Origin of the sequence: Actinoplanes sp. URMC 104 (assembly GCF_051386375.1) — a bacterium.
In the GTDB taxonomy this organism is placed as follows: Bacteria; Actinomycetota; Actinomycetes; order Mycobacteriales; family Micromonosporaceae; genus Actinoplanes.
Genome location: NZ_JBPQTO010000011.1, coordinates 880,763 through 906,563, shown reverse-complemented (window position 1 = coordinate 906,563; position 25,801 = coordinate 880,763). Strand labels below are relative to the sequence as shown.

Annotated in this window: 22 protein-coding genes; 5 read left to right on the top strand and 17 right to left on the bottom strand. The window is 73.1% G+C overall.

The genetic code is table 11. The annotated features are described in order from the left end of the window. Positions 1-6: 6 nt before the first annotated feature. From ACSNN8_RS30035 to ACSNN8_RS29995, 9 genes are all read right to left on the bottom strand, one after another. On the bottom strand, positions 7-1,290 hold the full coding sequence (locus ACSNN8_RS30035) for an alpha-hydroxy-acid oxidizing protein (RefSeq protein ID WP_436653287.1): 1,284 nt from the start codon (positions 1,288-1,290) through the stop codon (positions 7-9). Between the two features lie 559 nt (positions 1,291-1,849). Further along, on the bottom strand, positions 1,850-2,731 hold the full coding sequence (locus ACSNN8_RS30030; protein ID WP_436653286.1) for an alpha/beta hydrolase family protein: 882 nt from the start codon (positions 2,729-2,731) through the stop codon (positions 1,850-1,852). Positions 2,732-2,859: 128 nt separating this feature from the next. Further along, positions 2,860-3,918 carry an LLM class flavin-dependent oxidoreductase gene (locus tag ACSNN8_RS30025; protein ID WP_436653285.1) on the bottom strand — a complete coding sequence of 353 codons (1,059 nt, stop codon included), beginning with the start codon at positions 3,916-3,918 and terminating at the stop codon, positions 2,860-2,862. After that, positions 3,915-5,237: an LLM class flavin-dependent oxidoreductase gene (locus ACSNN8_RS30020; RefSeq protein ID WP_436653284.1), complete on the bottom strand. Its 1,323-nt coding sequence runs from the start codon at positions 5,235-5,237 to the stop codon at positions 3,915-3,917. Before ACSNN8_RS30020 ends, ACSNN8_RS30025 begins: the two co-directional genes overlap by 4 nt. Further along, positions 5,234-5,971 (bottom strand): ABC transporter ATP-binding protein, encoded by a 738-nt coding sequence (locus ACSNN8_RS30015; RefSeq protein WP_436653282.1) that lies wholly within the window; start codon positions 5,969-5,971, stop codon positions 5,234-5,236. The genes ACSNN8_RS30020 and ACSNN8_RS30015 overlap by 4 nt, the downstream gene beginning before the upstream one ends. Next, entirely contained in the window at positions 5,947-6,777 is an 831-nt protein-coding gene (locus ACSNN8_RS30010; RefSeq protein WP_436653281.1) for an ABC transporter permease, read from the bottom strand. The genes ACSNN8_RS30015 and ACSNN8_RS30010 overlap by 25 nt, the downstream gene beginning before the upstream one ends. Beyond that, a complete protein-coding gene (locus tag ACSNN8_RS30005; RefSeq protein ID WP_436653279.1) occupies positions 6,774-7,826 on the bottom strand; it encodes an ABC transporter substrate-binding protein in 1,053 nt (350 codons plus the stop codon). The genes ACSNN8_RS30010 and ACSNN8_RS30005 overlap by 4 nt, the downstream gene beginning before the upstream one ends. A gap of 18 nt (positions 7,827-7,844) precedes the next feature. Next, complete coding sequence (locus tag ACSNN8_RS30000) at positions 7,845-8,345, bottom strand: flavin reductase family protein (RefSeq protein ID WP_436653277.1); 501 nt, start codon at positions 8,343-8,345, stop codon at positions 7,845-7,847. Positions 8,346-8,473: 128 nt separating this feature from the next. Then, positions 8,474-9,775: an ROK family protein gene (locus ACSNN8_RS29995; protein ID WP_436653275.1), complete on the bottom strand. Its 1,302-nt coding sequence runs from the start codon at positions 9,773-9,775 to the stop codon at positions 8,474-8,476. Between the two features lie 143 nt (positions 9,776-9,918). Here ACSNN8_RS29995 and ACSNN8_RS29990 point away from each other — a divergent pair, with 143 nt between their 5' ends. Next, a complete protein-coding gene (locus ACSNN8_RS29990; RefSeq protein WP_436653273.1) occupies positions 9,919-11,037 on the top strand; it encodes a M14 family zinc carboxypeptidase in 1,119 nt (372 codons plus the stop codon). Positions 11,038-11,065: 28 nt separating this feature from the next. Here the strand turns inward: ACSNN8_RS29990 and ACSNN8_RS29985 are convergent, their stop codons facing one another. Genes ACSNN8_RS29985 through ACSNN8_RS29975 form a run of 3 tightly spaced genes read right to left on the bottom strand, consistent with a single transcriptional unit; the run spans position 11,066 to position 15,751 of the window. Beyond that, a complete protein-coding gene (locus tag ACSNN8_RS29985) occupies positions 11,066-11,500 on the bottom strand; it encodes a MerR family transcriptional regulator (RefSeq protein WP_436653271.1) in 435 nt (144 codons plus the stop codon). Between the two features lie 17 nt (positions 11,501-11,517). Then, positions 11,518-12,975: a SulP family inorganic anion transporter gene (locus ACSNN8_RS29980; RefSeq protein WP_436653270.1), complete on the bottom strand. Its 1,458-nt coding sequence runs from the start codon at positions 12,973-12,975 to the stop codon at positions 11,518-11,520. Between the two features lie 52 nt (positions 12,976-13,027). Further along, positions 13,028-15,751 (bottom strand): TIM-barrel domain-containing protein, encoded by a 2,724-nt coding sequence (locus tag ACSNN8_RS29975; protein WP_436653268.1) that lies wholly within the window; start codon positions 15,749-15,751, stop codon positions 13,028-13,030. A gap of 778 nt (positions 15,752-16,529) precedes the next feature. On the opposite strand from ACSNN8_RS29975, the gene ACSNN8_RS29970 reads away from it, so the two are divergent. Next, positions 16,530-16,676, top strand: coding sequence for a hypothetical protein (locus ACSNN8_RS29970; protein ID WP_436653266.1), 147 nt, complete (start codon positions 16,530-16,532; stop codon positions 16,674-16,676). A gap of 317 nt (positions 16,677-16,993) precedes the next feature. On the opposite strand, the gene ACSNN8_RS29965 is transcribed toward ACSNN8_RS29970, so the two are convergent. Continuing rightward, a complete protein-coding gene (locus ACSNN8_RS29965; protein WP_436653264.1) occupies positions 16,994-17,866 on the bottom strand; it encodes an NmrA family NAD(P)-binding protein in 873 nt (290 codons plus the stop codon). 34 nt (positions 17,867-17,900) lie between these two features. Next, positions 17,901-18,566 (bottom strand): TetR/AcrR family transcriptional regulator, encoded by a 666-nt coding sequence (locus ACSNN8_RS29960; protein ID WP_436653262.1) that lies wholly within the window; start codon positions 18,564-18,566, stop codon positions 17,901-17,903. A gap of 44 nt (positions 18,567-18,610) precedes the next feature. Here ACSNN8_RS29960 and ACSNN8_RS29955 point away from each other — a divergent pair, with 44 nt between their 5' ends. Next, positions 18,611-19,399: an LLM class flavin-dependent oxidoreductase gene (locus ACSNN8_RS29955; RefSeq protein ID WP_436653260.1), complete on the top strand. Its 789-nt coding sequence runs from the start codon at positions 18,611-18,613 to the stop codon at positions 19,397-19,399. A gap of 4 nt (positions 19,400-19,403) precedes the next feature. Here ACSNN8_RS29955 and ACSNN8_RS29950 read toward each other — a convergent pair whose 3' ends face one another. Then, the gene (locus ACSNN8_RS29950) at positions 19,404-19,868 is read right to left on the bottom strand and encodes an Lrp/AsnC family transcriptional regulator (RefSeq protein ID WP_436653259.1); all 465 of its coding nucleotides are present in this window, start codon (positions 19,866-19,868) and stop codon (positions 19,404-19,406) included. 79 nt (positions 19,869-19,947) lie between these two features. On the opposite strand from ACSNN8_RS29950, the gene ACSNN8_RS29945 reads away from it, so the two are divergent. Next, a complete protein-coding gene (locus tag ACSNN8_RS29945) occupies positions 19,948-21,279 on the top strand; it encodes an APC family permease (protein WP_436653257.1) in 1,332 nt (443 codons plus the stop codon). Positions 21,280-21,377: 98 nt separating this feature from the next. After that, positions 21,378-22,871, top strand: coding sequence for a M1 family metallopeptidase (locus ACSNN8_RS29940; protein WP_436653256.1), 1,494 nt, complete (start codon positions 21,378-21,380; stop codon positions 22,869-22,871). Between the two features lie 58 nt (positions 22,872-22,929). On the opposite strand, the gene ACSNN8_RS29935 is transcribed toward ACSNN8_RS29940, so the two are convergent. Continuing rightward, positions 22,930-24,072 (bottom strand): FAD-dependent oxidoreductase, encoded by a 1,143-nt coding sequence (locus ACSNN8_RS29935; protein ID WP_436653254.1) that lies wholly within the window; start codon positions 24,070-24,072, stop codon positions 22,930-22,932. Positions 24,073-24,133: 61 nt separating this feature from the next. Beyond that, a complete protein-coding gene (locus ACSNN8_RS29930) occupies positions 24,134-24,715 on the bottom strand; it encodes a TetR/AcrR family transcriptional regulator C-terminal domain-containing protein (RefSeq protein ID WP_436653253.1) in 582 nt (193 codons plus the stop codon). Positions 24,716-25,801 lie beyond the last annotated feature (1,086 nt).

Here is a 25,801-nt window from a genome sequence, read left to right as displayed (position 1 = left end):
CAGCGGTCACGCCCCGGCGGGCCGCAGCAGCTCCCGGGTGATCGACGCGATGTCGCGCGCGCCGGCCAGCGCCATCGTCAGGTCGAGCTCGGCGACGAGGTTGCGGATGACGTCCTCGACGCCCGCGCGGCCGGCCAGCGCGAACCCGTACATGTAGGGCCGGCCGAGCAGCACCGCGTCCGCGCCGAGCGCGAGCGCGGTGAACACGTCGGCGCCGGTACGGATGCCGCTGTCGAACAGCAGCGTGGGCCCGGGGCCGAGCTCGTCGCGGACGGCGACCAGCGCGTCCAGCGAGGCGACCGCGTTGTCGATCTGGCGGCCGCCGTGGTTGGACACGACGACGGCGTCGGCGCCCAGCTCGAAGGCGCGGCGTGCGTCGTCCGGGTGCAGCACGCCCTTGAGCACGATCGGCAGCCGGGTCCGGTCCCGCAGCGTGGCCAGGTGGTCCCAGCTCAGCCCCGGGTTGGAGTAGATGTCGAGGAACGTCTCGACCGCCGCGCGTGGCACGGGGGAGCGCAGGTTGGCCCGGAAGGCGCCGGGGTGGTTGCGGCTCATCGCCAGCAGCGTGCGCACCGCGCCGGCGGTGACCTGGACGGGTGCGCGCCCGGTCGCCCCGGCGAGGCGCTCCGCGACGATCTCGAGGAAGCGCGGGTCGGACGTGTACTGGGCGATGCCGACGCCCCGGCTGAACGGCAGCGAGCCCAGGTTGAGGTCCTGCGGCCGCCAGCCCAGCACGGTGGTGTCGAGGGTGACCACCAGCGCGCCCGCGCCGGCCGCCTCCGCGCGGGCGATCAGGCTGTCGACCAGGCGCTCGTCCTTGCTCCAGTAGAGCTGGAACCACCGCGAGGCGTCCCCCATGGCCGCGGCGCAGTCCTCCATCGGGTTGCACCCCTGGTTGGAGAGGACGTACGTCGTCGAGGTCGCGGCGGCGGCCCGGGCGATGTGCAGGTCGCTGTCGCGCCCCATCAGCGCGCCCGCGCCCACCGGGGCGAGCAGCACCGGCGTCGCGTGCCGGGCGCCCAGCAGCTCGACCGAGAGGTCCCGCTCCGCCGCGCCCGACGCCATCCGCGGCACGATCGCCCAGCGGTCGAACGCCTCCCGGTTGCGCCGCATCGTCCGCCCCTCACCCGCGCCGCCCGCGACGTACGCCCAGGCGGTGGCGGAGCTCGACCGGCGCGCGCGCCGCTCGAGCTCCGCGAAGTCCGCGGGAATCCGCGGCTTGCGGCCGAGGACCCCCTGCCGGTAGATGGCGTTCAGGCGGCGCAGCCCGGCTCCGGGCGTGGTGGGCATGATCGCCACGCTACCGCCCGCCGCGGCCGACCCGTACCCGACGACCGGTCGAACGCCGGGCCGTGCGCTGCGCCGCACGAAGCGGGCACGCCCGGCGCGGATCGACTGGCGCCTGGGCCTGACCGCTTCGACCGTTACGGAACCCCCGCCGTAGCAGCGCCGCCCGGCCGGCGGGCCCACCGGCCGGGCCGTATGCGCAACCTCGGAACAGAGCAGCCGGGGCGTGCGACCGGGACGCCGCACGCCCCGCAGACCCCTCAGCACCGCCGGCGTGGACGTCATCGCCTCCTGAGCCCAGGGCGCCTCGGAGCGGCGCGAACGCCGGTCGAAGCGCGGCCGGTCGTCCACGGACCCACGGATCCGCAGCAGCGCCGCGACGCAGTGCCTGTCAACCGGCTCGGACGCCATTGCCGGGGACGCTCCTGGCGTTGTCCACAGTTGCGGCTCGTCCACAGGGCTCGCCGCAGAGATCCGCTGGTTGCGCCACACTGACCGACGGGGGCTCCCCCTGGGAGGGTGGGCCGGGCGTTGGGCGTGATCTTGGAGGTGTCGAGGCGCCTCAGTCGCCGAGGGGGCAGCTGCTCTCGAATTGGGAAACGGCGCGATCCCCCGTCGGCCCCGGGCACAGGAATTGCTCGTACCGGGTGTCGTCGTCGACGAATCGCTTCAGCCAGGCGACGCTGTTCGAGGCGATCGTCGTGTTGGGGATGTTGGGAGCGAAATGACTCGCTCCCGCCAGTTCGAGATAGGCGCTGTCCGTGCCGTCCGGCAGGCTTTCGAAGAACGGCTCGGAATGCTGCCGCACCGGCGCGATGGTGTCCCGCTGTGCCCCAATGATCATGGTGGGCACCTGGACCCGGCCGAAGGTGCGGTTGAGGTCCCACGGTGTCAGCGGGATCGCGGCCTGGATCGAGGGGCGGCTGTTCGCCGCCTCGAGGGTGCCGCCGCCGCCCATCGAGTGGCCCATGACGGCCAGCCGGGTGGGGTCGACCCGGTCGCGGACGCTGCTGCGCTGGGTGAGGAAGTCCAGCGCGGCCAGCAGCTGCCGGCCGCGGCTGGCGGGCTGGTCCGAGGTGGTCAGCGTGTCGATGTTGAACACCACGAAGCCCTGCGAGGCCAGGCGTGGCGCGAGCCACGCCATGCTGGAGCGCCGGGCGGTGAAGCCGGGCGCGATCGCCACCGCGCCGAACGTGCCGGCGCTGGTGTCGGTGGGGAACACGATGTCGCCGCCGCCGAAGCCGCTGACCGCGCCGCGCGCGACCGTGACCTGCTGGGTGGCGAACGGGCCACGCGCGGCCTGGATGCTCGCCCGGCTCGGGGCGGGCCCGCGCTCGAACTCGTTGGTCGCCGCCTTGGCGTCGGGGATCAGCGTGATTCCGCCGACGGTCAGCGCGGCCGCCGCGAAAAGGCTGACGACATTGCGCGTACGGAATGGGGACATGGTCTCTCCCGGAACGGAAATGCGCGGACCGCGGCCCGTGGGGAGAACGTCCGGGTCCGCGCTTCCCGGCCGTTTTCCCCAGGGGCTTCATCGCGCATTACGGGAATCCCGCCGCCGGCGGATCAGCGTCACGGGGAAGCTGAGACCGCCGTCGCAGCGAGCCGGGCGATCAGCGCGTCGCCGACCCGGGCCGTCTCCCGCTTGTACGGGGTGTCGGAGAGCACGAAGTGGGTGATGCCCAGGTCCGCGTACCGCCGCAGCGCCGCGGCCACCTCGTCGGCCGACCCGACCAGCCACGTCGTGCCCGCGCCCCCGCCGCCGTACCGTCCCGGCGCCGTGTAGAGGCACGAGTCGAGCACGTCCCCGCGCGCGGCCAGGTCGAGCAGCCGCTGCTGGCCTACCGCCGGCCCGCGCAGCTGCTCGTGCACCGGCTGCGAGGCCATCGCCGCCACCCGCGCCTCCGCGTCCCGCCAGGCTTGGTCGGACGTGTCCCGCACGACCGTGGTGATGCGCAGCCCGTACTCCAGCGGCGGCAGTTCCCGGCCCAGCGAAGCGCTGAGCGTTCGCAGCCGCTCGATCCGTTCGGCGATGCCCTCGAGCGGCTCACCCCAGAACAGCTGCACGTCGGCGTCGGTGGCCGAGACCCGTTCGGCCGCGGCCGACGCGCCGCCGAAGTACAGCCGGGGCGCGACGGCCGGGCGCAGCGGCAGCGTCGAGTCGGTGACCTGGAAGTGGTCCCCGGCGAACGTGACCCGTTCGACGGTCCACAGCCGCCGGACGATCTGCAGGAACTCGCGGGTCCGCGCGTACCGCTGCGCCTGGTCGCCCTCGGTGTCGCCGTACGCGGCCAGGTTGTCCTGCCCGCTGACGATGTTGACCAGCAGCCGCCCGCCGCTGAGGTGGTCGAGGGTGGCTGCCGCCGAGGCGAAGTGCGCGGGCTGCCAGTATCCCGGGCGGATCGCCGCGAGCGGCCGGAACGTCGTCGTGCGCGCGGCGATCGCGGTCGCGACCGTGAACGTGTCGGGCCGGCCCCAGCCGGTGCCGATCAGCGCCCCCTCCCAGCCGTGCTGCTCGGCGGTGCGGGCCAGGTCGACGCTGTGCTCGAGGGTGCCGTACCCCTCGACCGCGCTGTCGCCGCGGTGCCCCGGTTCCACGGTGTTGGGGATGTACCACAGGAAGGTGCTCATACCAGCGCCAGCCGGTTCGCCGGGCGGGGCAGCCCGTAGTGCTCGCGCAGCGTCGTGCCCGTGTACTGCGTACGGAACAGGCCCCTCTCCTGCAGGATCGGCACGACCTTGCCCGCGAACGCCTCGATGCCGGAGGGCAGCACGGCCGGCATGATGTTGAAGCCGTCCGCGGCGCCGTTCTCGAAGTAGTGCTGGATCGTGTCCGCGACCTGCACGGGTGTGCCGGCGAAGGTGCGGTGCCCGCGCCCGCCGCCGAGCTTGCCGATGAGCTGGCGCACGGTGAGGTTCTCGCGCCGGGCCCAGTCGACGATGAGCGTACGGCGGCTCTTGGCCCCCTCGACCTGCTCCTCGGCCGGCAGGTCGCCCGGCAGCGGCTTGTCGAGATCGAGGCTGTCGGCGGGGACCTGCAGCGTGTGGGCGAGGGTCGCCAGGGCGTACTGCGGCGCGATCAGCCGGTCCAGTTCGGCGTCGAGCTCGCGCGCCTCGGCTTCGGTGTCGCCGATGACCGGCACGATGCCCGGCAGCACGATCACGTGGTCGGGGTCGCGCCCGGCCGCCGCGGCGCGGCGCTTGAGGTCGGCGTAGAAGGCCTGGCTCTCGGCGAGCGTGGGCTGGGCCGTGAACACCGCCTCGGCCCACTTCGCGGCGAAGTCCTTGCCGTCCTCCGACGACCCGGCCTGCACGAGCAGCGGGTACGCCTGCGGCGAGCGCGGCACGTTGAGCGCCCCCTCCACCCGGAAGAACGCGCCCCGATGCCCGATCTCGTGCACCCGCTCGCGCAGCGCGTGCACGCCGGACTGCTTGTCGGCCACGATCGCGTCGTCGGCCCAGCTGTCCCACAGCTTCGTGGACACCTCGAGGAACTCGTCGGCCCGCTCGTACCGGGTGCGGTGCAGCGGCTGCCCGTCGAGCCCGAAGTTGCGCGCGGCGGCGTCCCCGGCGGTGGTGACGATGTTCCAGCCGGCGCGCCCGCCCGACAGGTGGTCCAGCGAGGCGAAGCGGCGGGCCAGGTTGTACGGCTCGTTGTACGACGTGGACGCCGTCGCGATCAGCCCGATCCGGCTGGTGCTGCCGATCAGCGCGGCCAGCAGCAGCGTCGGCTCCAGCTTGCCGGCGGGCCGGCGCCCCGGGTCGCTCCACAGCACCGGGCTGTCCGCCAGGAACACGGAGTCGAACTTCGCGTCCTCGGCCACCCGGGCCAGGTGCTGGTGCGCGGCGAGCGAGAGGTTCGAGTGCGGGTCCGACCCGGGCAGCCGCCACGACGCCTCGTGGTGGCCGGTGTCGTGCAGGAACAGGTTGAAGTGCAACTGGCGGCTCATCGGCTCTCCTCTTCGACGCCCAGCTGGTCGAGCAGGTGGGTGCGCAGCTTCGCGAAGGCCGCGTCGGAACGCGACCGGTGGGGCAGATCCACGCGTACGTCGGTGCGCACCACGCCGCCGTCGAGCAGGATCACCCGGTCGGCGAGCACGATGGCCTCGTCGACGTCGTGGGTGACCAGCAGCACCGACGGCCGGTGCGCCTCGCACAGCTTGCGCAGCAACCCGTGCATCCGGATGCGGGTCAGGGCGTCCAGCGCGCCGAACGGCTCGTCCGCCAGAAGCAACTGCGGTTCCCGTACGAGCGAGCGCGCCAGCGCGGCCCGTTGCTGCTCGCCGCCCGACAGCTGGAACGGCCAGGCCCGCTCGCGGCCCGCCAGCCCCACCTCGGCGAGCGCCTGCCGGCCGCGCTCGCCGGCGTCGGGGGCGCGCAGCCCGAACGTGACGTTGTCGAGGATCCGCTTCCACGGCAGCAGCCGGCTGTCCTGGAACACCACTGACACCGAGCCGGGCACCACGATCTCGCCGTAGCCGGTCACGTCCCGGTCCAGCCCCGCCAGCGCCCGCAGCAGCGTGCTCTTGCCGGTGCCGGAGCGGCCGATCAGCGCCACGAACTCGCCCGCGGCGATGTCCAGGTCGAGGCCGTTGAGCACGCCGCCGTCCTTGCTGAAGCTGCGGTGCAGGTTCCGGACCCGTACGGCCGGCTCGGTGGTCAGCCCTCGAGCGTCCGACGCCATGCCAGCACCTTCCTTCCCGCCAGGCGCACCACGCTGTCCGCGCAGTAGCCGAAGACCCCGTAGATGACCAGGCCGACGACGATCACGTCGGTCTGCCCGTACTGCTCGGCCAGCGTGATCATGTGGCCGATGCCCGCGGTCGCGTTGTACTGCTCGACGACCACCAGGCCCAGCAGCGACGACGTGACCGCGAACCGCATGCCGAGCAGGAAGCCGGGCGACGCCCCCGGCAGCACCACGTGCCGGACGAACTCGCCGCGCGAGATGCCGATGGTCTCGGCCAGCTCGGCGTACTTGCCGTCGATGCTGCGCAGCCCGTTGTGGGTGTGCACGTAGATCGGCACCATGCTGATCAGCGCGATGGTCACGATCTTCATCTCCTGGCCGATGCCGAACCAGGCGATGAACAGCGGGATCAGCGCCAGCGTGGGCACCGACCGCTTGATCTGGATCGGCCCGTCGATGAGCGACTCGCCGAGGCGCGACAGCCCCGACAGCACGGCCAGCACGGAGCCGATCGCGACACCGAAGCCCAGCCCGAGCGCCGCGCGCTGCAACGACGAGAAGATGTTGCCCAGCAGGTCGTGGTTCACCCACTGGTCGCGGAACGCCACGACCACGTCCCACGGCGCGGTGAGGATCGACGGGCTGATGACGCCGGTCACCGAGCCCACGGACCACACGGCCAGCAGCAGCAGCGGGCCGATCCAGAAGGCGTACGGGATCCGGCGGCCCGGCCCGAGGCGGCGGCGGACCACCCGGGCGTCGGCCTGGAACTTCGCGGGAGGCGCCTGGGTGATGGTCATGCCGCGTCCCCGCTCACCACGGCGGAGCCGGCAGCGGCCGCTTCCACCTTCTCGAAACGCCGGTCGACGAGCGTGGTCACGTCGAGCTTCTCGTGGTTCTGCTGCTCGGCGAGCAGGTCGGCGGTCGCCTGCAGCCGGGCGATCGCGTTGTCCCACGTCGCCGGGATGCCCTTGGTGCCGTCGGCGGCCACGACGTCCTTGGCGTCCTGCGGGCTGAGCCCCTGCGTGTCCTGCAGGTACACCTTCGCGTACTCGCCGGGGTGCTGGTTCTGCCAGAGCAGAGCCTTCGCGCGTACGCCCACGTAGACCTTCAGCGCTGCGGCCTTCTCCGCGTCCTGCACCGTCTTGGTGAGGCAGTACAGCGTGGACGCGTCGTCGCGGATGCCGTGCGAGATGCTGGTGCCCGCCGGGTACTTCGCCTTGTAAATCTTCACCTGGGACGCCGCGATCGGGGCCACGTCCACGGCCTTGCTGCCCAGGGCGGTGGCGTACGAGTCGCCGGTGCTGGTCAGCTCGACCAGCGTCACGTCCTTCTGGGTCAGCCCCGCCTTCTGCAGCACCCGCAGCACGAGCGCGCCCTGCGCCTGGCCCGCGCTGTACGCGATCTTCTTGCCGCGCAGGTCGGCCAGGGAGGCGACGTTCACGCCGGGCGCGACGCCGAGCCGGTAGATCGGGTGCTCGACCGGGTCGACCGTCACCGACTGGAACACGATCTTCGTCGAGGTGCCGGTCCACGCCGCGAACAGCGACGGGATGTCGGCGACCGCGCTGCAGTCGAGCTTGTCGGCGCGGAACGCCTGGATGCTCTGCGGGCCGCCGCTGATGTTTGCCCACTGCACCTCGACGCCGGCGTCGGTGAGCTCGGAGTCCAGCCCGGACGCCTGCACGATCGCCTGGATCGCCGGGTCGCCGATGCGGATCTCGGTGCCGCCCGGGACCTTGTCGGGCAGCGCGGCGGTCAGCTCCAGCGTGGCGCCGGTGTCGCCGTTCGAGCAGGCGGTCAGGACGGTCAGGGCCACGGCCAGCGCTGCCACTGTGCGTTTCTTCATCGGGGGAGTTCCTTTGTCTCAGAGAACGTGGAAGGAGCCGTCGTGGTAGAGCAGGGGAGCGCTGTCGTCCTGCAGCCCGGCCTCGTGGATGCGGCCGATGACCAGGTGCGACCCGCCGGCCGGGTGGCGGTGCTCGATCGTGACGCGCAACCAGGCCGCGGCGTCGTCGAGCAGCGGCTCGCCGGTGGGCAGCCGGCGCCAGCGCGTCGGCGCGCCGAACCGGTCGGCGCCGCTGGTGGCGAACGTCCGGGCCAGCTCGGCGTGCCCGGCGCCCAGCAGGTGCACGACCGCGGACTTCGCGTCGCGCAGGTGCGGCCAGATCGAGGCGGTCGCCGCGATGCTGAACGACAGCAGCGGCGGATCGGCCGACAGCGAGGCCAGCGACGTCACGGTGACGCCGGCGGCGCCGCGTCCCGCGTCGGTGGTCACCACGGCGACGCCCGCGGCGTGCCGGCGGAACACCCGGCGGAACAGCGCCGGATCGACCGGCGCCGGCGCGGGGGAGGCGAGGACGGTCATGGGGGCCTCCGTATCGAGGGCAGGACGCATCGACCCGCCGCGATGCGGGCTTCCGCGCTGTAGGGGCCGCCTCCGGCGTCTTCGCCAGCGGCGTTAATTCATACTATGCAGCTAGGATTAGAAGGCAACTATGCGCCGGTCTGAAATAAGTCCGCCCTGCTCAGCGGCCCCGCATACACCGCATCGAGCGCCACGGCGCCGCCCGCCACCGCCAGCACGTCCCCCGCAAAACTCGAGCCCCGCACGACCCGTGCCACGCTCTCCGCCGCGCCTGCTGTCCCGCCGCTGTCCGGGCTCGCGCCGCCGGTGCTCCAGCCGGCCGCCTCCGCGCGTACGGCCGCCAGGCACCCCGGCAGCCGGTTGACCCCCGGCTCGCACACCACCAGCACCTCCGGGTCGAACAGGTCGAGCAGCGCCGCCACCGCCCGCCCGATCAACCTCGCCCGCTCCTGGAACAGCGCGACCGCCTCTTCCCGCCCTCCGAGCGCCGCGTCCAGCACCATGGACAGCTCGGGCCGGTCGATCACCCCCGCGGCGACCGCCCGCCGCAGCAGCGCCCGTTCCGACACGGCGGCCTGCAGGCACCCCGTCCGTCCACAGGGGCAGCCCCCGGCGACCCCGCCCACCGGCAGATGCGCCACCACCCCCGCCGCCGACCGCGGCCCCCGATGAACCTTGCCGCCCACCGCGAACGCCACCTCGACCACGTTGCCCACGAACAGATGGACCGCGCTTTCCCGGGCCCTCGCCGCCACCTCCCCGACCAGCTGCTCGGCCCGCAGCAGACCCCGCGAGTTGCTGTCCACCTCGACCGGCAGCCCGGTCAGGTCCGCCAGCTCGGCCCCGAGCCGGACGTCGCTCCACCCCAGCATCGGATGCTCCACCACCGTGCCGTTCCCGGTGTCCACCCAGCCCCCGGTGGCAACCCCGATCCCCAGGATCCGTCGCCGCCCGCCCTTGGGCCGCCCCCCGCCCTGCCCGTACCGGCGCCGCAGGGCGACGATCCGATCGGCGACGGCGGCGATCACGTCCGCCGGGTGGCGGCGGCCGTGCGGATCCCGGCGCTGCACGATCACCCGGCCGCGCAGGTCGAGCAGGGCGACGGTCGTGTGCTCGACGGCGATGTGCACGCCGATGACGGCGACCCGGTCGGCGGCGATGTCGAGCGGCACGTGCGGCCGGCCGATGCCCGGCGGGCCCGCCGCCTCGGGGGCCTCGCGGACGAGCCCGTGTTCGGTGAGCGACGCGACGAAGCCGGTGACCGACGCGGCGGACAGGCGGGTGACGCGCGCGATCGAGCTGCGGGCGATCGGGCCGTGGTCGAGGATGGCGCGCAGCACGGTGGCCGTGGAGTCGCCGGGCTTGCGCGCCGCCGGCGGCGGCAGGTCGTGGCGCCGGGTCGTGCGGCGCGCGCGGTCCGGGCCGCTCATGGCGCGAGGTTAACGTGCATTCCGCCGCAAAGCCGCACCAAGTCACCGGACGTTTGACGGTCGGTAACAACCGCGCTGCGCCCGCCCCCGCACGCTCCTAGAGTGGGCCGTGACATCGACGTCACTCGATCGGAGGAAGTCCGTTGATCGGTTCGTCCCAGACCGGTGCCTCCCGGCGGCTCGGCACAGCCGCCGCCGCCCTGCTCGCCGCCGGCCTCCTCGCCGTGCCGAGCCCCGCCCAAGCAGACGCGACCACCCCCACCGCCACCGGCGCCGCGGCAGCCGCGCCCGCCACCCCGACCGCCCCCGCCGCTCAACCCGTACCGCCCAAGGGACTGATCCCCGCCCGGCCGAGCCCCGACGAGGTGCGCCGCGCCCTGACCCGCATCGCCAGGGCCAGCGACGGCCGGGTGCGGCTGGGTGTCATCGGCCGCAGCAACGAGGGCCGCCCGCTGCGGCTCGCGACGCTCGGGCACGGCCGGACCCGGCTGCTCTACGTGACCCAGCAGCACGGCGACGAGCCGCTCGGCACCCCGGCCGCGATCCAGGCACTGTGGACGCTCGGCGTGCCGGACACGGCCTGGCACCGCTGGCTGCGCAGCCGCGTGACGATCGACGTGGTGGTGCAGGCCAACCCGGACGGCGCGGTCCGCAACCAGCGCTACAACCACGACCCGAGCGCCTCGGGTGACTACTCCGAGCCGGGCGTCGGCTACGACATCAACCGCTTCCACAACCCGCTCACGCCGATCGAGGACAACCCCGTGCCGGAGTCGCGCGCGGTGCTGCGGCACTGGCACGCCACCCACCCGCGCGTGGTCGTCGACTACCACATGCAGGGCCGCTACCTGCAGCCCGACGGCCGCGAGACGACCGCGTCGATCCTGTGGCCCACCACCACGCTCGCCCCGGCCGCGGCGGTCACCGCCTCGCGCCGCCTGGCCGTGCACAACTACGACGCCATGACCAGGCTGGCCGGCGCCAACGTCACCCGCTATCCCGGCGGCGACTACGAGGGCATCGCCCGCAACGCGTACGGCATCCTGGGCAGCGCCTCGCTGCTGGTCGAGCTCTCCGACCTGCCCGCCGAGCAGGTCGGCTTCCAGATCCGTACGGCGTACGTCTCGATGGTGACGACCGCGCAGGCCGCCGCCGACGGCTCCCTGTGGCGCGCCGACCCGGCCCGGGCCGACACCATCCCGGCCCGCGGGCCGGCCCTGCCCGACGCGCCGTCCACACTCGTGCGCGCCGACGCGGCCTGACGGCTGCCGCGGCGCAGGGAGTCACCGCTCACGCAGGTCGCCGTGGCGCCGCGGCCTGCGTGGGCGGCACCTGCTTCCCGCTGCGGACGATGTGGTCCTCGATCTGGCGCGCGAACCCCTCGGCGGTCTCGAGTTGCTCGCGCAGGGCGCGCACCCGGTTCTGCGCGGCGGTGTGGAACATCGCCAGCCGGTCCCGCAGCTCGGCGCGGCGCGGGCCCTCGGCGGTGGCGAGCGCGTCGAGGATGTCCAGCAGGTCGCCCATCTCCTCGAGGGTGAAGCCCAGCGGCTTCATCCGCTTGATCACCCGCAGGCGGTCGAGGTCGGGCTCGGTGTAGAGCCGGAACCCGCCCTCGCTGCGCGCGGACGGGGCCACGAGCCCGGCCTCCTCGTAGTGGCGGATCGTGCGGATGCTGAGTCCGACGCGCTCGGCCGCCTCGCCGATCTGCATGCGCCCTGTGATCATGGGATCAGTGTGCCGCATCAGTGCGCGGCGCCCAGCCTGCCCGCCAGGGTGCCGTGCAGGCGCGCGCTGGCGTCGTTCAGGCCGGTGATCTCGACGTGCTTGCCGCGGGCCTCGTACTTGGTGGTGACGGCGTCGAGCGCGGCGACCGAGGAGGCGTCCCAGATGTGCGCGGCGCTCAGGTCGACCACCACGTGGGCGGGGTCGCCGGCGTAGTCGAACTGATGGACCAGGTCGTTGCTGGAGGCGAAGAACAGCTCGCCGTGCACCCGGTAGACGCGGGTTCCGCCGTCGGGCACGAGGACGCTGGTGACCTCGGCGAAGTGGGCCACACGGCGGGCGAAGACGACCATCGCGGTGAGCACGCCGAGCACGACGCCGACCGCCAGGTTGTGGGTGGCGAGCGTGGCCGCGACGGTGACGACCATGACGGTGATCTCGCCGGCGGGCATCCGCCGGAGGGTGGCGGGCGCGATGCTGTGCCAGTCGAAGGTGCCGACCGAGACGACGATCATCACGGCCACCAGGGCGGCCATCGGGATCGTCGCGACGACGTCGCCCAGCGCCACGACCAGGATCAGCAGGAAGACGCCGGCCAGGAAGGTGGACAGCCGGGTGCGCGCCCCCGACGTCTTCACGTTGATCATCGTCTGGCCGATCATGGCGCAGCCGCCCATGCCGCCGAAGAAGCCGGTGACGATGTTCGCGACGCCCTGACCCCACGCCTCGCGCGTCTTGTCCGAGCGGGTGTCGGTGATCTCGTCGACCAGCTTGGCGGTCATGAGCGACTCCATCAGGCCGACGAGGGCGATCCCCAGGGCGTACGGGGCGATGGTCGTCAGCGTGCCGAGCGTGAACGGCACGTCCGGCAGCCCGGGCACCGGCAGGCTGTCGGGCAGCGTGCCCTCGTCGCCGACGTCGGGGACGGTGACGTGCGCAACCGTCGTGAAGACGGTCAGCAGCACGATGGCGACCAGGGGAGCGGGCACGACGGTCGTGAACCGCGGCAGCAGCCAGATGACGGCCAGCGCGGCTGCCACGAGGGGATAAACGAGCCACGGTACGCCGATGAGGTGCGGCAGCTGCGCGGTGAAGATCAGGATGGCGAGCGCGTTGACGAAGCCGACCATGACGCTGCGCGGGATGAAGCGCATCAGCCTCGCGACGCCCGCCACGGCCAGCGCGATCTGGATGACGCCGCCGAGCACGACGGCCGCCACCAGGTGGCCGAGGCCGTGCTCGCGCACCAGCGGCGCGACGACGAGCGCGACGGCGCCGGTGGCCGCGGAGATCATGGCGGGACGGCCGCCGGTGAAGGCGATCGTCACGGCCATCGTGAACGAGGCGAACAGGCCGACCTGGGGGTCGACGCCCGCGAGGATCGAGAACGAGATCGCCTCGGGGATCAGCGCGAGGGCCACGACCAGCCCGGCGAGGACCTCGGTGCGCAGGACGCGGGGCGACAGCAGCGTAGTCACCGCGCGACCCTACCCTCCCGTAAGGGGAGAGTAGGGCCGCTTGCGGCGATCGTCACTTCCGCACGAACACCGGCATCGTGTCGAGCGTGCTGGTAATCTCCTGGGTGGTGCCGCCCCGGTACACGCGGCCGGTGAAGTAGTCCTTCCACGAGCTGCCGGGCGGGAACCAGACCGTCGTCGTCGCGGTGGCGCCCGGCGTGGTCACCGGGGCGACGAGCAGGTCCGGGCCGTACAGGTACTGCGAGCCCGAGGTGGCGTACGCCTCCTGCTCGCCCGGGTAGGCGAGATACATGGGCCGCACGATCGGCGTGCCGGTCCGGCTGGCCTGCACGGCGGCGCTGTACGTGTACGGCTGCAGCTTCTTGCGCAGGTTGAGGAACTTCTTCGCCGAGGCGCCGGCGGCCGCGCCGTACTGCCAGGGCAGGCGGTCGCTGTGGTTGGAGTGCAGCCGGTCGATCGGCTGGAACGTGCCGAGCTGCACCCAGCGGGCGTACAGGTCGTCGGGCAGCTTGGTGCTGCCCGGCTCGGCGCCCGGCTCGGTGGACAGGCCGCCGGTGTGCCCGCCGATGTCGTGGCTGATGTTCGGCAGACCGGTCGCCGCGGACTCGCCCGGGGTGTAGCCGACCTGGAACTGCAGCGACTCCCACGTCGAGGCGGTGTCGCCGGTGAAGTGCAGCGTGGTGCGCTTGTCGGCCCACGGCCCGGTGGGCACGGCGGTCGGGCTGCCGTAGCCGCCGGCCTGCAGCGACCCGTACGCCCGGGAGAACGCGAACCCGTCACGCCGGGCGTACTGCTGGTTGATCCACGCGTCCGGGGTCACGCCCGCCAGCGTCGAGCGCGAGGCGTCGCAGCACCAGTCCAGCCACCAGAAGTCCGGCTTCGCCAGCGAGCTGTGCAGCTGGAAGTACGCGGCGAGCTGGTCCGGGTCGCCGAAGTCGAACGTGTAGCAGTCGGCGCCGCCGTTGCAGCCGGTGCGCTGCAGCTTGCCCTTCGCGGTGGCCTGCGCCTGCGCGAACTTCGGATCCGAGCCCAGGATGCTCGGGTGGATGTTGAGGCTGGTGCGCAGCCCCCGCTTCTTCGCCCACGCGAGGAAGGCCGGCATGTCCGGGAAGCGTGCCGGGTCGGCGCTCCAGCCGTTCCACTTGTCCGGCGCCTTGAAGTCGGTGTCGACGACCAGCACGTCCAGCGGCACGCCCTCGCTGCGGAAGCGGGCCGCGATCTGCTGGAACTCGGCGGCGGTGCGGTCGTAGTACTCGGAGTACCAGACGCCGTACGCCCACTGGGGCAGCAGCTTCGCGGGGCCGGTCAGCGTGGACAGCTCCGCGAGGCCGCGGCGGTAGTCCTGGCCGTAGGCGAACACGTACCCGTCCTGGGCCGTCCCCGGACGCGGGGTGACCTTGCCCTTCGCGTAGAGCGCGGACGCGGAGTCGTCGAGCAGCGACCAGCCGTCCTGGTAGAGCAGGCCCGGCTCGGTGAGCGCCGCGCCGTTCACGCCGTCGAGCCCGCGCCGGTAGCCGCCCAGCGGCGCGTGCGGGGCCAGCAGCGGGCTGCCCGCGGCGACGACCGCGACCGTGTCCACGTTGACGTTGCAGCTCTCGTCGGTCGGGCAGCCGAGAACCACCGTGTCGGTGCCGGCTTCGAGCGTGACCGGCGTTTCGACCGTACGCCAGTAGTCCCATCCACTCGTGGGCGGCAGCGTCACCGTCGAGCCGTCCACCGTCATGGTGCGCGACCGGATCGGCTGCGCGCCCGCCTTGCCGTTGGCGTAGCGCAGTTGCAGCTTGTAGGTGCCGCTCCTGGGCACGCCCGTCACCGTGACCGCGGCCGAGGCGCCGGCGCGCTCCAGGCCCGCCACGAAGCCCTCGCCCGAGTATCCGTTGTGGTCGGCCGCGCTTCGGGCGCCACCCGCGAGGGCACCCTCGTCCGCCTCGCAGACGGCCCCGTACGCGCACGGCTGCGGCGCGGGCGGCGTGGGCGCGGGGAGTGCCGCGCCCGGCTGCACGAGCGCCAGGCTGTCGATGTTGACGTTGCCCGAGTCGGCCGCCGTCCGGACGAGGCTGATCTCGTGGCGGCCCGCCGCGAGTTCGACCGGCACGGTCGCGACCGCCCAGGTGTCCCAGTTCGCCGTCGGCGGCAGCGACAGCGTGCGGTTCTGCCCGTCGACCGCCACCGTCAGCGTGCGCGTGACGTTCTGCCCGTCGCCGCCCGTGCTGTTGGCGTAGCGGACGACCAGGTCGTACGTTCCCGCGGTCGAGCCGGTGAAGACCAGCGCGTCACCCGTGTTCTCGAAGCCGGCCGCGAACCCCTTGCCCGTGAACCCGGCGTGGTTCGTCGCCACTCCCGGCCCGCGCAGGTCCAGGGCCTCCGCCTCACACAGCACGCCGACCGCACAGTCCGGCGGAGTCTTGCCCGCCCACGGCGCTGCCTGCACCGTCTGCCTGCCGTTACGCAGCCGGATCTCGAGGTTGTCGTCCGTGAACGCCCCCGACCCCACCTTGTAGCGCACCGTGAGCGCGCCCGTGTCGATGGTCAGCCAGCCCTTCTCCGTACGCTTGCTGAACCTCACCGGCTTGAAGTCGTCCCGCCCCACCACGTTGAACGTGGCCGCGTCGGTGAAGCTGCCGTACTCCGTGCGGACCAGCGTCGGCGAGAGCACCTGAAAGCGGGCCTTGCCCGACACCACCGTCCGGTCACTTCTCTGCTGCGCCTGCGCCACCCCCGCCGGCGCCAGGGCAACCCCCGCAACCACGACCGCCGCCATTGCCTGTTTGAGCACGCCCACTCCTCGAGCCGACACCCGTTGACAAAGATCAATTACAACGTTGTCATCGACATGTAACAAAGTCAACCAATCGCCGCCCCCATGGCCGAACACCCCTTCCCCGTGCACGTTCACCCACCCTCCACTGTCGCCAGTGCCCCACCGCCCCGCTCCCGCCCGCCGCTCCGGTCTCCTTGCGCTGCCCCTCGTTCCGCCGACCCTGACGCCTCGCCCGGACCGTTTCGGTCGTTCCGCATCGCTGCTCGGGTCACCCGGCCGCGCTTCGCTCCGCCGCTCCTTCCCCGCGCCGCCCCTGCGTGCGGGTCCAATCCGTGCGGTTCCGGGGTGGGTCGAGGCATCACGCGGAGTCTCGGTCCTCGGCATTCAGCAAGGCCTGGACCGCGTGGCGGCGCTCAAGGGCGGCTCGCCGGTCAGCCGACCGCAGGGCGCCGGCTGGTCGGCTGCTCGCCTGTCAGCCGACCGCCGGGCGCGGACGGGTCAGCTGCTCGCCGGTCAGCGACCGCCGACGGGGTCAGCTGAAGCGCTCTCGAGAAAACCTCAGCCCTGCGGCGGGTGGGTCTCCGCCGTGCCCGGGCGGAGGGGGTAGCCGGTGCGGTGCGTCCCGCCCACCCAGGTCGGACGGGGCGCGCGCCGGCGGCGCCGGTGCCCGGCCGCGTAGCGCAGGCAGGTGCCGGCGGTCAGCGCCTCGATCGGGCCGCACCGCTGACAGGCCGAGCCGAACTCAAGGCCGCGCAGCGCGGGTAGCCGCGGCGCTGAGCCAGGACACGCGCACGTGGACCGTGTCGTGTCGGACATCGGGCTGTCGCGCGTCCCCATGATGCTGAGCGGCGTGCACTCGCCGGAGCCAGACGCGCCGCCGACGGCGGCGGGCCCGCCGATGGCCAGCGAGAACCCCGCCGGGCGCGACCGCGGTCAGTGAGGTGCCGCCGGGCGCGACCGCAAGTCAGCGAAACGCTGGCCGGGCGTGACCGCAAGTCATTGAGACGCCCGCTGAGCGCGACCGCGGGTCAGCGTGACGCCACCGGCGCGACCGCGGGTCAGCGTGACGCCACCGGCGCGACCGCGGATCAGCATGACGCCGCCGAGCGTCACCCGGGGGTCAGCGAGACCCCGGCCGGGCGCGACCGCGGGGCAGCGTGACGCCGCCGGGCGCGACCGCGCCGCCGCCGGAGGGGAGCACCGGGCGTCGATGACTCTCCGGCACGGTGACTCCGGCGGCTGCGCGTCGGTGGGCTGTCAGGTCAGCAGCGGGCGCAATGTCGCATAGGCCCAAGCCTCCAGAGTGGTGGGAGTCGTCGTGGTGGCGTCGCGCCCCTGCTCGGGCTCGAAACCGTCGCGGGTGCCGGCGGCCATGCCGACGACGCCGGCCGCCGCCGGCTCGGTGAGGCCCGCGGCGAGCAGGGCCGCGCGCAGCTGGTCGTCGGTGGCCTGCTGGGCCTCGATCCGGCGCCCGGTCGCGGCGGACACGATCGCGGCCGCCTCGCCCCAGCTCAGGTCGGCGGGGCCGTGCACGGCGGCGACCGCGGTGCCCGACCAGCCGGCCAGCAGGCGCACCGCGGCCACCTCGCCGACGTCGCGCGGGTCGACCCAGGCCAGGCGGCGGTCGAGCGGCATCGTGGTGGTCAGCGAGCCCGCGCGCATCTCGTCGAGCTGGCCGAGCAGGTTGGTGAAGTAGTAGCCGCACCGCAGCGTCAGCACGTCGGCGCCGCTCGCGGCGAGCTGTTCCTCGTTGCGGGCCAGCCCGTCGATCAGCCCGGCGCCGTGCCGGCGTTCGGCGCCGACGCTGCTGATCTGCACCACGCGGGCCACGCCGCCGGCGCGCACGGCGGCCGCGGCGCCGGCGCCCATCGTCACCATGTCGGCGAGCGGGTCGGCGGCGGTGAACGACTCGGGTGTGGCCCAGAACAGCGCGTCGGCGCCCTTGACGGCGTCGGCTACGAACGCCTGGTCGAGCAGGTCGCCCTCGGCCACCTCGACGTGCGGCAGCAGGTCGCCGGGCAGCCTCGCGCGGTCGCGCACGAGCACGCGCGGCCGCTCGCCGGCCTGGACGAGCAGGCGGACGACGCGGGAGCCGACATTTCCGGTGGGTGTGGTCACGGCAATCGTCATGGCCACCATGCAACACCGGGGGTACGACACTTTTTCAGCGCGCGCCGACGCCGCCCAGGCCGTCCTCGAGCGCGGCGAAGCCCCGCGCGCCGACGCCGCCCAGGCCGTCCTCGAGCACGGCGAAGGCCCGCGCGCCGGCCGCGGCCACCCGGTCGGCGAGGCCGGGCGGCACGTCGCCGGCCAGCACGGCCTCGCGCACGAGCAGCACGAGCGAGCGCTGCACCGCGATCAGCGAGTGCGCGACCACCCGGGCGGTCAGCGGGTCGCCTCCGAGCCGGGCGGCCAGGGCGTCGCCGATGCGGGTCAGCGACATCAGCTCCCGGGCCTGCAGGGCGGGGCTGCCGGCGATGACCCGGTTCACCGTCCGCAGCCGGTCGAGCGGCTGCGGGTCGTCGCCGTCGAGCTGCCGCAGCAGGCCCTGCGAGGCGAACAGCTCCCGCCGGAACGCCGCCAGCGCGCTCTCGCCCGCCGGGCGCCCGGCGACCGCCTCGACGAGCTCGTGCCCGTACCGGTCGAGCCGCTCGAAGAACAGGTCCTCCTTGGTGTCGAAGTAGTTGAAGACCGTCGCCTCCGCGACGCCGGCCGCCGCGGCGACCTGCGCCACGGTGACCTGGTCGAAGCCCCGGTCGGCGAACAGCGTCCACGCGGTGTCGGCAATGCGATCGCGCGTGCGTTTCTTCTTGTCCTCCCGCAGGCCCATACTCGAATCTTAGAGTGACTCCAAATTTTCGGAGGCGACGGGCCATGGACGTCAGCGTCAGCGTCACCAACTATCCGATCGAGGCGGCCGACCTGGGCCGCGCCGCCGACGACTGCGGGCTGCACACGGTGTGGGCCGCCGACCACCTGATGCAGGCCGATCCTGCCGCGAAGCCCACCGATCCGATGCTGGAGGCGTACGCCGTGCTCAGCTTCCTGGCCGCGGTGACCCGCCGCGTCCGGCTCGGCGCGATGGTCAGCCCGGTCACCTTCCGGCAGCCGGCGCTGCTCGTCAAGATCGTCACGACGCTCGACGTGCTCTCCGGCGGCCGGGCCTGGCTCGGGATCGGCGCCGGCTACCAGAGCGACGAGGCCGCCGAAATGGGTCTGCCGCTGCCCCCGGTGGCCGAGCGGTTCCGGCTGGTGGAGCAGACGCTGCGGCTCGCCGGCCGGATGTGGGACGGCGACAGCCCGCTCGGCCACCCGCTGCCGGTGAGCCGGCCACCGATCCTGATCGGCGGCATGGGGGAGCGGCACACGCTGCGCCTGGTCGCCGAGCACGCCGACGCGTGCAACCTGTTCGACGTCCCGGACGGCGGCGCCACGATCCGGCGCAAGCTCGACGTGCTGCGCCGCCACTGCGAGGTCGCCGGCCGTGACTACGCCGCGATCACCAAGTCCGTCAGCACGGCGCTCGCCGAGGGTGAGACCCCGCGGGCCTTCGCGGACAGATGCGAGCAGTTCCGGGCGTACGGGCTGGATCACGTCGTCGTCATCGCGCGCGGCCGCCCGTTGACCACCCGCGACGTGGAAGTGGTGGGCGCGGCTGCCTGAGCGCTCAGGCCGGTCGGGGCAGCAGGCCGGGCGTCGGGTTCCGTACCTGCTGGAAGATCATTGAGGTGCGGAACCCGGTCACCTCGCGGCGCTTGGTGAGCCGGTCGAGCAGGAAGGCGTGCAGCGCGTCGAGGTCGGGCACGCCCACCTGCAGCAGGAAGTCGTCGCCGCCGGAGAGCACGAAGACGCTGAGCACCTCGGGCATCTGCGACACGTGCGCCTTGAACGTGTCGATGACGTCGCGGTTCAGCGGGCGGACCTGCACGGAGACCATCGCCTGCACCCCGCGGTTGAGCGCGGCGGGGTCGATGTCGGCGTGATAGCCCCGGATCACGCCGCGCCGGGTCAGCGAGCGGACCCGTTCCAGGCACGTCGACGGCGAGACGCCGAGCTGCCGGGCCAGCTCACGGTTGGACAACCGGGCATCTGACTGGAGCTGGGCCACGATCCGCGTGTCGAGTTCGTCCACGACCCCATTCTGACCCCTGGTTCCGGTCAAACGTTCGGCGGGACGCCCCAAGATCCGAACGACTGCCTACCGTCGCCGCATGAGCGAGCACCGGTTGGGACTGTGGCAGGGGACGGCGACCGTCCTCGGGGGTGTGCTGGGGCCGGGCATGCTGGTGCTTCCGCACCTGGCGGCGCAGGCGGCCGGGCCGGGGTCGGTGCTGGCGTGGGCGGGCCTGATCGTGGTGAGCGTGCCGATCGCGTTCACGTTCGCGCTGCTCGGGCTGCGTCACCCGGGCGGCGGCGGGGTGGCCCACTTCGCCGGGATGGCGATCGGGCGGGGGGCGTACGCCGCGGTGGGGTGGTGGTTCTTCGCCGCGGTGCCGATCGGCACCCTCGCCGGTGCGCTCGCGGGTGGGCTTTATGCGGCGGACGCGTTCGGGTGGGACGGCCGGGCCGCCGTGCTGATCGCCTTCGGTCTGCTGGTGGCGGCGTTCGCGGCGAACGCGGCGGGGCTGCGGACCAGCGGGCGCATGCAGGTGGCCATGGTGGGCCTGCTGGTCGTGGTGCTGACCGTGGCGATCGTCGCGGCGCTGCCCGCGGTGCGCGCCGATCGGTTCGAGCCCTTCCTGCCGTACGGGCTCGGCGGTGTCGGCAGCGCGGTCGGCGTGCTGGTGTTCGCGTTCGTGGGCTGGGAGGCGGCCAGTCACCTGTCGGCGGAGTTCGCCGGGCGGCGGCTGCTCACGGCGACCGGGCTCACGCTGGCGGCCGTCACGGTGATCTACCTCGGCGTGGCGGTGACGGGCGTGGGCTCGGGCGCGACGTCGTCCCCCGTGCCCCTGACCGCCATGATGGCCACGCGGCTGGGCGCCGTCGCGGAGCCGGTGACCGGCATCGCCGCGCTGGTGCTCACCTTCGGAGCGATCAACACGTACGTCGCCGGGGCTTCGCGGCTCGGGGTGGCGCTCGCCGGACAGCGGCTGCTGCCGCACCGCGTCTCGTCGCCGCAGCGCAGCCTCGTCGTGCTGGGCGCCGCGACCGGGATCCTCGGCGTGGGCATGCTGCTGCGTCCCGTCGGCCTGGACCCGTTGCTGCGGGCGACGTCGGCGTGCCTGGCCGCCGTCATGTTCGTCGGCACCCTGGCCGCGGTGCGTCTGCTGCCGGGCGGCCGGATGCGCCTGGTCGCGGTGGCCGGCTGCGCGCTCACCGGGCTGACCCTGCTGCTCAGCGGCCTCTACCTCGTGGTGCCCGCGGTCATCGCCCTGGCCGGGTTCGCCGTACGGGCGATCCACTCGACGCGGACCGCCCCGGCTCGCTCAACCCGCCCGCAACCGTTGCGCTCCGCGACTGTGCCGGGGGAGGTCTCCTCACCGGCGCCGCCCTCTTCGGCAGCAAGATCAACGACCTGTTCACCACCGTGGGCGGCAAGCTGACCGCGTGAGCGGACGTCGGGTAGCCGACCCGGGACTGCGATGATCGACAAATTTCGATAGCTTCAACGGGATTGCACGCCGACGGAAGGATGTGCCCCGTGCGAAAGCTGCTCACGACCGTGGCCGTCACCGCGTTGACGCTGGCCGCCACTGCCGTCGCTGCGCAGGCCGCGCCGGCGCCCGGCGGTCCCGGGCTCGGCGACCGCTACTACCCGGACTACGGCAACAGCGGTTACGACGTCTCCCACTACGACATACGCGTGCGCTACACGCCCGCGACCGACCGGCTGACCGGCACCACCACGATCCTGGCGACCGCCACGCAGGACCTGAGCCGGTTCAACCTCGACTTCGTGCTCGACGTCTCCTCGGTGCTGGTCAACAACCGGCCCGCCACCTTCACCCGTCAGGGCGACCACGAGCTGGTCGTCACGCCCGCGCGCCCGATCGCCGACGACGGCCGGATGACGATCGTGGTGCAGTACTCCGGGGTGCCCTCCACCAAGACCGCGGCGGGCTTCACGGCCTGGATCCGTACGCCCGACGGCGCGATGGCCGTCGGTGAGCCCGAGATCGCCTGGTGGTGGTATCCCAGCAACGACCACCCGCTGGACAAGGCCACGTTCGACGTGTCGATCTCCGTGCCCGACGGCGTCGAGGCGATCAGCAACGGCGTGATGCCGCGGCCGCCCGTACGCGAGACCCTGAACTACACCCGGTGGAGCTGGCGCTCGCTCAAGCCGCAGGCGACCTACCTGACGTTCATGACCGTCGGGCAGTACGACGTCACCCAGGACACCGACGCGGTCGGCCGGCCCGTCTACAACGCGTACTCGCAGCTGCTCAGCCAGGATTTCCGCGACGCCGCCGAGGCCAGCGTGGAGCGTACGGCCGAGATCGTCAACTGGGAGGAGACGGTCTTCGGGCCCTACCCGTTCGAGGCCGAGGGCGGCGTCGTCGGACCGCCGGAGACGCTCGGGTTCGCGCTGGAGAACCAGACCCGGCCCAACTACTCGTGGGCCTTCTTCCGCCGCGGCGCGAACACGTCGGTCATCGTGCATGAGAACGCCCACCAGTGGTTCGGCGACTCCGTGTCGGTGGCGCGCTGGGAGCACATCTGGCTCAACGAGGGCTTCGCCAGCTACGCCGAGTGGCTGTGGAGCGAGAAGAACGGCGAGGGCACCGCACAGGAGATCTTCGATTACCTGTACGCCACCACGCCCGCCGACGCTCCGATCTGGACCACGGCGCCGGCCGACCCCGGCGTGGCCCAGCTGTTCGGCGACGCCGTCTACGACCGGGGCGCGATGACCCTGCACCAGCTGCGCCTGGCCGTCGGCGACGACGACTTCTTCGAGATCCTGCGCACCTGGACCGCCCAGCACCGCTACGGCAACGCCACCACCCAGCAGTTCATCGACCTGGCCGAGAAGATCTCCGGCGAGAACCTCGACGCGCTGTTCCAGGCGTGGCTGTTCACGCCTTCCAAGCCGGCCGTCACCGGCGCCACGACCCTGGCCCGTACGGCGCCCGTCGCCCCGAAGTCCTGGGCGAAGATCAGCCAGACCCACGAGCTGCTCCACCGCAACTGACCCACCCTTCGCGCCGGCCCGGTCTCGCCCAGCGAGCCGGGCCGGTCCGCTGCCCGGCTCAGCCGGCCGCGGCGTCGAACGACGCGAACAGCTCGACCAGGCTCCGCGGCGCGTCGTCGTCGAAGAGCAGCTCCAGATTGCCGGCCGATTCCCGCGCGATCTGCTCGCTGCGCGGGAACAGTTCCCTCTCGTACGCGGTGAGGGCCGCCTCGACGTCGCCCCGGTGCGCGGCGATCGCCTTGCCCAGCTCGGCGCCGTCGAGCATCGCCAGGTTCGCGCCCTCGCCGGCGAACGGCGACATCAGGTGCGCGGCGTCGCCCAGCAGCGTCACGCCCGGGACGCGCTCCCACCGGTGCCCGACCGGCAACGCGTTGATCGTACGGGGGACCAGCGCCCCGTCCGCCTCGCTGATCAGCGACCGCAGCTGCGGCGCCCAGTCCGCGAACTGCTCCAGCAGCACGGCCTTGCCCTTGTCGCGATCGGCCCAGTCGACACCGCCGATCCAGTCCTCGGGCACGCGCAGCGCGATGTAGACGTGCAGGCTGCCGTCGGGTTCGCGGTGGGCCAGGAAGCCCCTGCCCGGCGCCGGCGCGAACAGCATGCCGCCGCCGACCACCGAGGCCGGCACCGGGTGGCGCTCGTCCGCCGCGAGGTGGTCCACCTCGACGAACGACATCCCGGTGTACCGGGGGACCGCGTCGGACACCAGCGGCCGGATCCGCGACCAGGCGCCGTCCGCGCCGACCAGGACGTCGGTCGTGACGGTCCCGCCGCCGGCGAAGGTCAGCTCGTGCCGCCCGTCGCCCAGCGACCGCACACCGGTGACCTTCGTGCCCCACTTGACCGTGCCGTCCGGCAGCGAGTCGAGCAGCATCTGCCGCAGCCGCGGCCGGTCCACCTCGGGCCGTTCGCCGGCGCCGTCGTCCGCCTCCTCGCGCAGCACCGTGTTGTCGCGATCGAGGATGCGCATCGCCTGGCCGCCCTCGTGGACGATCGCCCGGAACTGCTCGATCAGCCCCGCGTCGCGCAGGGCCACCTGCCCGTTGTGCTCGTGGATGTCGAGCATTCCGCCCTGCGTGCGGGCGTCCGGCGAGGCGTCCAGTTCGTAGATCGTGGCCGCGATGCCGTGGACCTGCAGGACGCGCGCCAGCGTCAGCCCGCCCAGTCCCGCCCCCACGATTGTCACTGTCGGCTCGTTCATGGCTTCTCCTTCTTTGTACGCGTTCGTGACGAACACGTTCGTAACGGGCATGGGAAACTGCTCAGCCCGCCTGCCGCAGCCCGTCGATGACCGTGCCGAACGCCCACCGCAGGCGCTCCTCACCGCTGCCGGAGAGAAGCTCCCCCCGGACCCGTACGACGTTCGGGTACGAATGCTGCTCCGCCTCCGCCACCGCGAGGGCAAGATCCTGCTCCTCGCCGGCGGCGTCCACGGACTCGTCCCGGCTACCCTGCTCCGCTGCGGTGGCCGTCGCGAGCTGCAACAGAATGTCGGCGCCCCAGGCCGCCTGCCTCTCCTGCACCCCGCCGGCCAGCAGCAGCCCCAGCACCCGGTCGATCAGGCCCAGGTAGTGCGGCCCCGACGGGCGCAGCACCAGGACCGAGCGGGCCAGGCTCGGCCAGGCGAACAGCAACTCCGTGAAGGCACACAGCTCGCCGATCAGCTGCTCCCGCCATCCCTTGCCCGCCGGAGCGCCCTGCTCGAGGTCGGCCACCAGCTCGTCCAACATGGCGCCGTGCAGCTCCGCCGTGTTGCGCACATAGACGTACAGCGAGGCCGGCCCGGTGTCGAGCTCGGCCGCAAGCCGCCGCATCGTCACCTTCTCCAGCCCCTCCGCCCTCATGATCCCCAGGGCGGTCTGCACCACACCGTCTCGGCTGAGGGGCGCTTTGGCCGGCCGATCCCGGCGGCTGACAGGTTCCCGACGCGGTGACATAACACGATCGTAGCGAACATGTTCGTGATGTGCCAAGGGCTGCTGCTTGGTCGCGCTGTGCAGGACTCGGCGGCCAGGGCATCTCGTGGGCAGGCACCGCCCGGGAGGGCTGAGGTGGGGTTACGTCTCTGCGGCGCCCGGCGCCGTCCGCCACCAGCGCAGCCATCGCCAGGATCTGCGGAGGGCGTGCAGCAACTCAAGGACGCGACCCGGGACGGAGTGAGCGGCGCAAGCGGCTCGTAAACCCCGGCGCAGTGCCGGCCGCTTTCCGGCGCTGTGCCGCTTCCCCGGCGCGGTGCCGCGTACTCGGCGCGACGCCGCTTCCCCGGCGCGACGCCGCTTCCCCGGCGCGATGCCGCTTCCCCGGCGCGATGCCGCTTCCCCGGTGCGACGCCGCTTCCCCGGCGCGACGCCGCTTCCCCGGCGCGACGCCGCGTACTCGGCGCGGTGCCGCTTTCTCGGCACGATGCCGACCGGGACGAATCCCGATCCCGAGTCGAGCCGTGTGAGTTGGACGAGCGGCGGCCCGCTCGTTGGGCAGACCCTCGGTACTCGAGTTATCCACAGGCTCCCTCGCGACCTTTGCCCGCGGCGTAGGCTCACCCCACTCCCTGGGCGGGCGGGGGAGGCGGTGGCCCACCGGGCTGATCATGAAGCGAAGGGGCGGCATCCCCTGCCGGGATGATCAGCTGGCAGGAGGGGCGCGGCCTGCCGGGCTGATCACCTGGCAATAGGCGGTAGCCCTGCCGGGCTGAGCGGCGGCATGCGGCGCGGCGGCCAGCCGGGTTGATCAGCGTGCAAGACAGGCGGCGGCCTCGCCGGCTGAGCGGCGGCGAGCGAGGCGGTGGACCGCGGGCCGCGAGGCGGTGGGCCGCGGTTCGCGAGGCGGTGAGCTGCGGGCCGCGAGGCGGTGGGCTGCGGGCCGCGAGGCGGTGGACGCGTGCCGCGAGGCGGTGGACCGCGGGCCGCGAGGCGTTGGCCAGCCGAGCTGAT

What these genes read in the sequence shown, in the direction of transcription:
- ACSNN8_RS30035 (WP_436653287.1), bottom strand. Translation starts at nt 1,290, where the DNA reads ATGCCCACCACGCCCGGAGCCGGGCTGCGCCGCCTGAACGCCATCTAC.
- ACSNN8_RS30030 (WP_436653286.1), bottom strand. Translation starts at nt 2,731, where the DNA reads ATGTCCCCATTCCGTACGCGCAATGTCGTCAGCCTTTTCGCGGCGGCC.
- ACSNN8_RS30025 (WP_436653285.1), bottom strand. Translation starts at nt 3,918, where the DNA reads ATGAGCACCTTCCTGTGGTACATCCCCAACACCGTGGAACCGGGGCAC.
- ACSNN8_RS30020 (WP_436653284.1), bottom strand. Translation starts at nt 5,237, where the DNA reads ATGAGCCGCCAGTTGCACTTCAACCTGTTCCTGCACGACACCGGCCAC.
- ACSNN8_RS30015 (WP_436653282.1), bottom strand. Translation starts at nt 5,971, where the DNA reads ATGGCGTCGGACGCTCGAGGGCTGACCACCGAGCCGGCCGTACGGGTC.
- ACSNN8_RS30010 (WP_436653281.1), bottom strand. Translation starts at nt 6,777, where the DNA reads ATGACCATCACCCAGGCGCCTCCCGCGAAGTTCCAGGCCGACGCCCGG.
- ACSNN8_RS30005 (WP_436653279.1), bottom strand. Translation starts at nt 7,826, where the DNA reads ATGAAGAAACGCACAGTGGCAGCGCTGGCCGTGGCCCTGACCGTCCTG.
- ACSNN8_RS30000 (WP_436653277.1), bottom strand. Translation starts at nt 8,345, where the DNA reads ATGACCGTCCTCGCCTCCCCCGCGCCGGCGCCGGTCGATCCGGCGCTG.
- ACSNN8_RS29995 (WP_436653275.1), bottom strand. Translation starts at nt 9,775, where the DNA reads ATGAGCGGCCCGGACCGCGCGCGCCGCACGACCCGGCGCCACGACCTG.
- ACSNN8_RS29985 (WP_436653271.1), bottom strand. Translation starts at nt 11,500, where the DNA reads ATGATCACAGGGCGCATGCAGATCGGCGAGGCGGCCGAGCGCGTCGGA.
- ACSNN8_RS29965 (WP_436653264.1), bottom strand. Translation starts at nt 17,866, where the DNA reads ATGACGATTGCCGTGACCACACCCACCGGAAATGTCGGCTCCCGCGTC.
- ACSNN8_RS29960 (WP_436653262.1), bottom strand. Translation starts at nt 18,566, where the DNA reads ATGGGCCTGCGGGAGGACAAGAAGAAACGCACGCGCGATCGCATTGCC.
- ACSNN8_RS29955 (WP_436653260.1), top strand. Translation starts at nt 18,611, where the DNA reads ATGGACGTCAGCGTCAGCGTCACCAACTATCCGATCGAGGCGGCCGAC.
- ACSNN8_RS29945 (WP_436653257.1), top strand. Translation starts at nt 19,948, where the DNA reads ATGAGCGAGCACCGGTTGGGACTGTGGCAGGGGACGGCGACCGTCCTC.
- ACSNN8_RS29935 (WP_436653254.1), bottom strand. Translation starts at nt 24,072, where the DNA reads ATGAACGAGCCGACAGTGACAATCGTGGGGGCGGGACTGGGCGGGCTG.
- ACSNN8_RS29930 (WP_436653253.1), bottom strand. Translation starts at nt 24,715, where the DNA reads ATGAGGGCGGAGGGGCTGGAGAAGGTGACGATGCGGCGGCTTGCGGCC.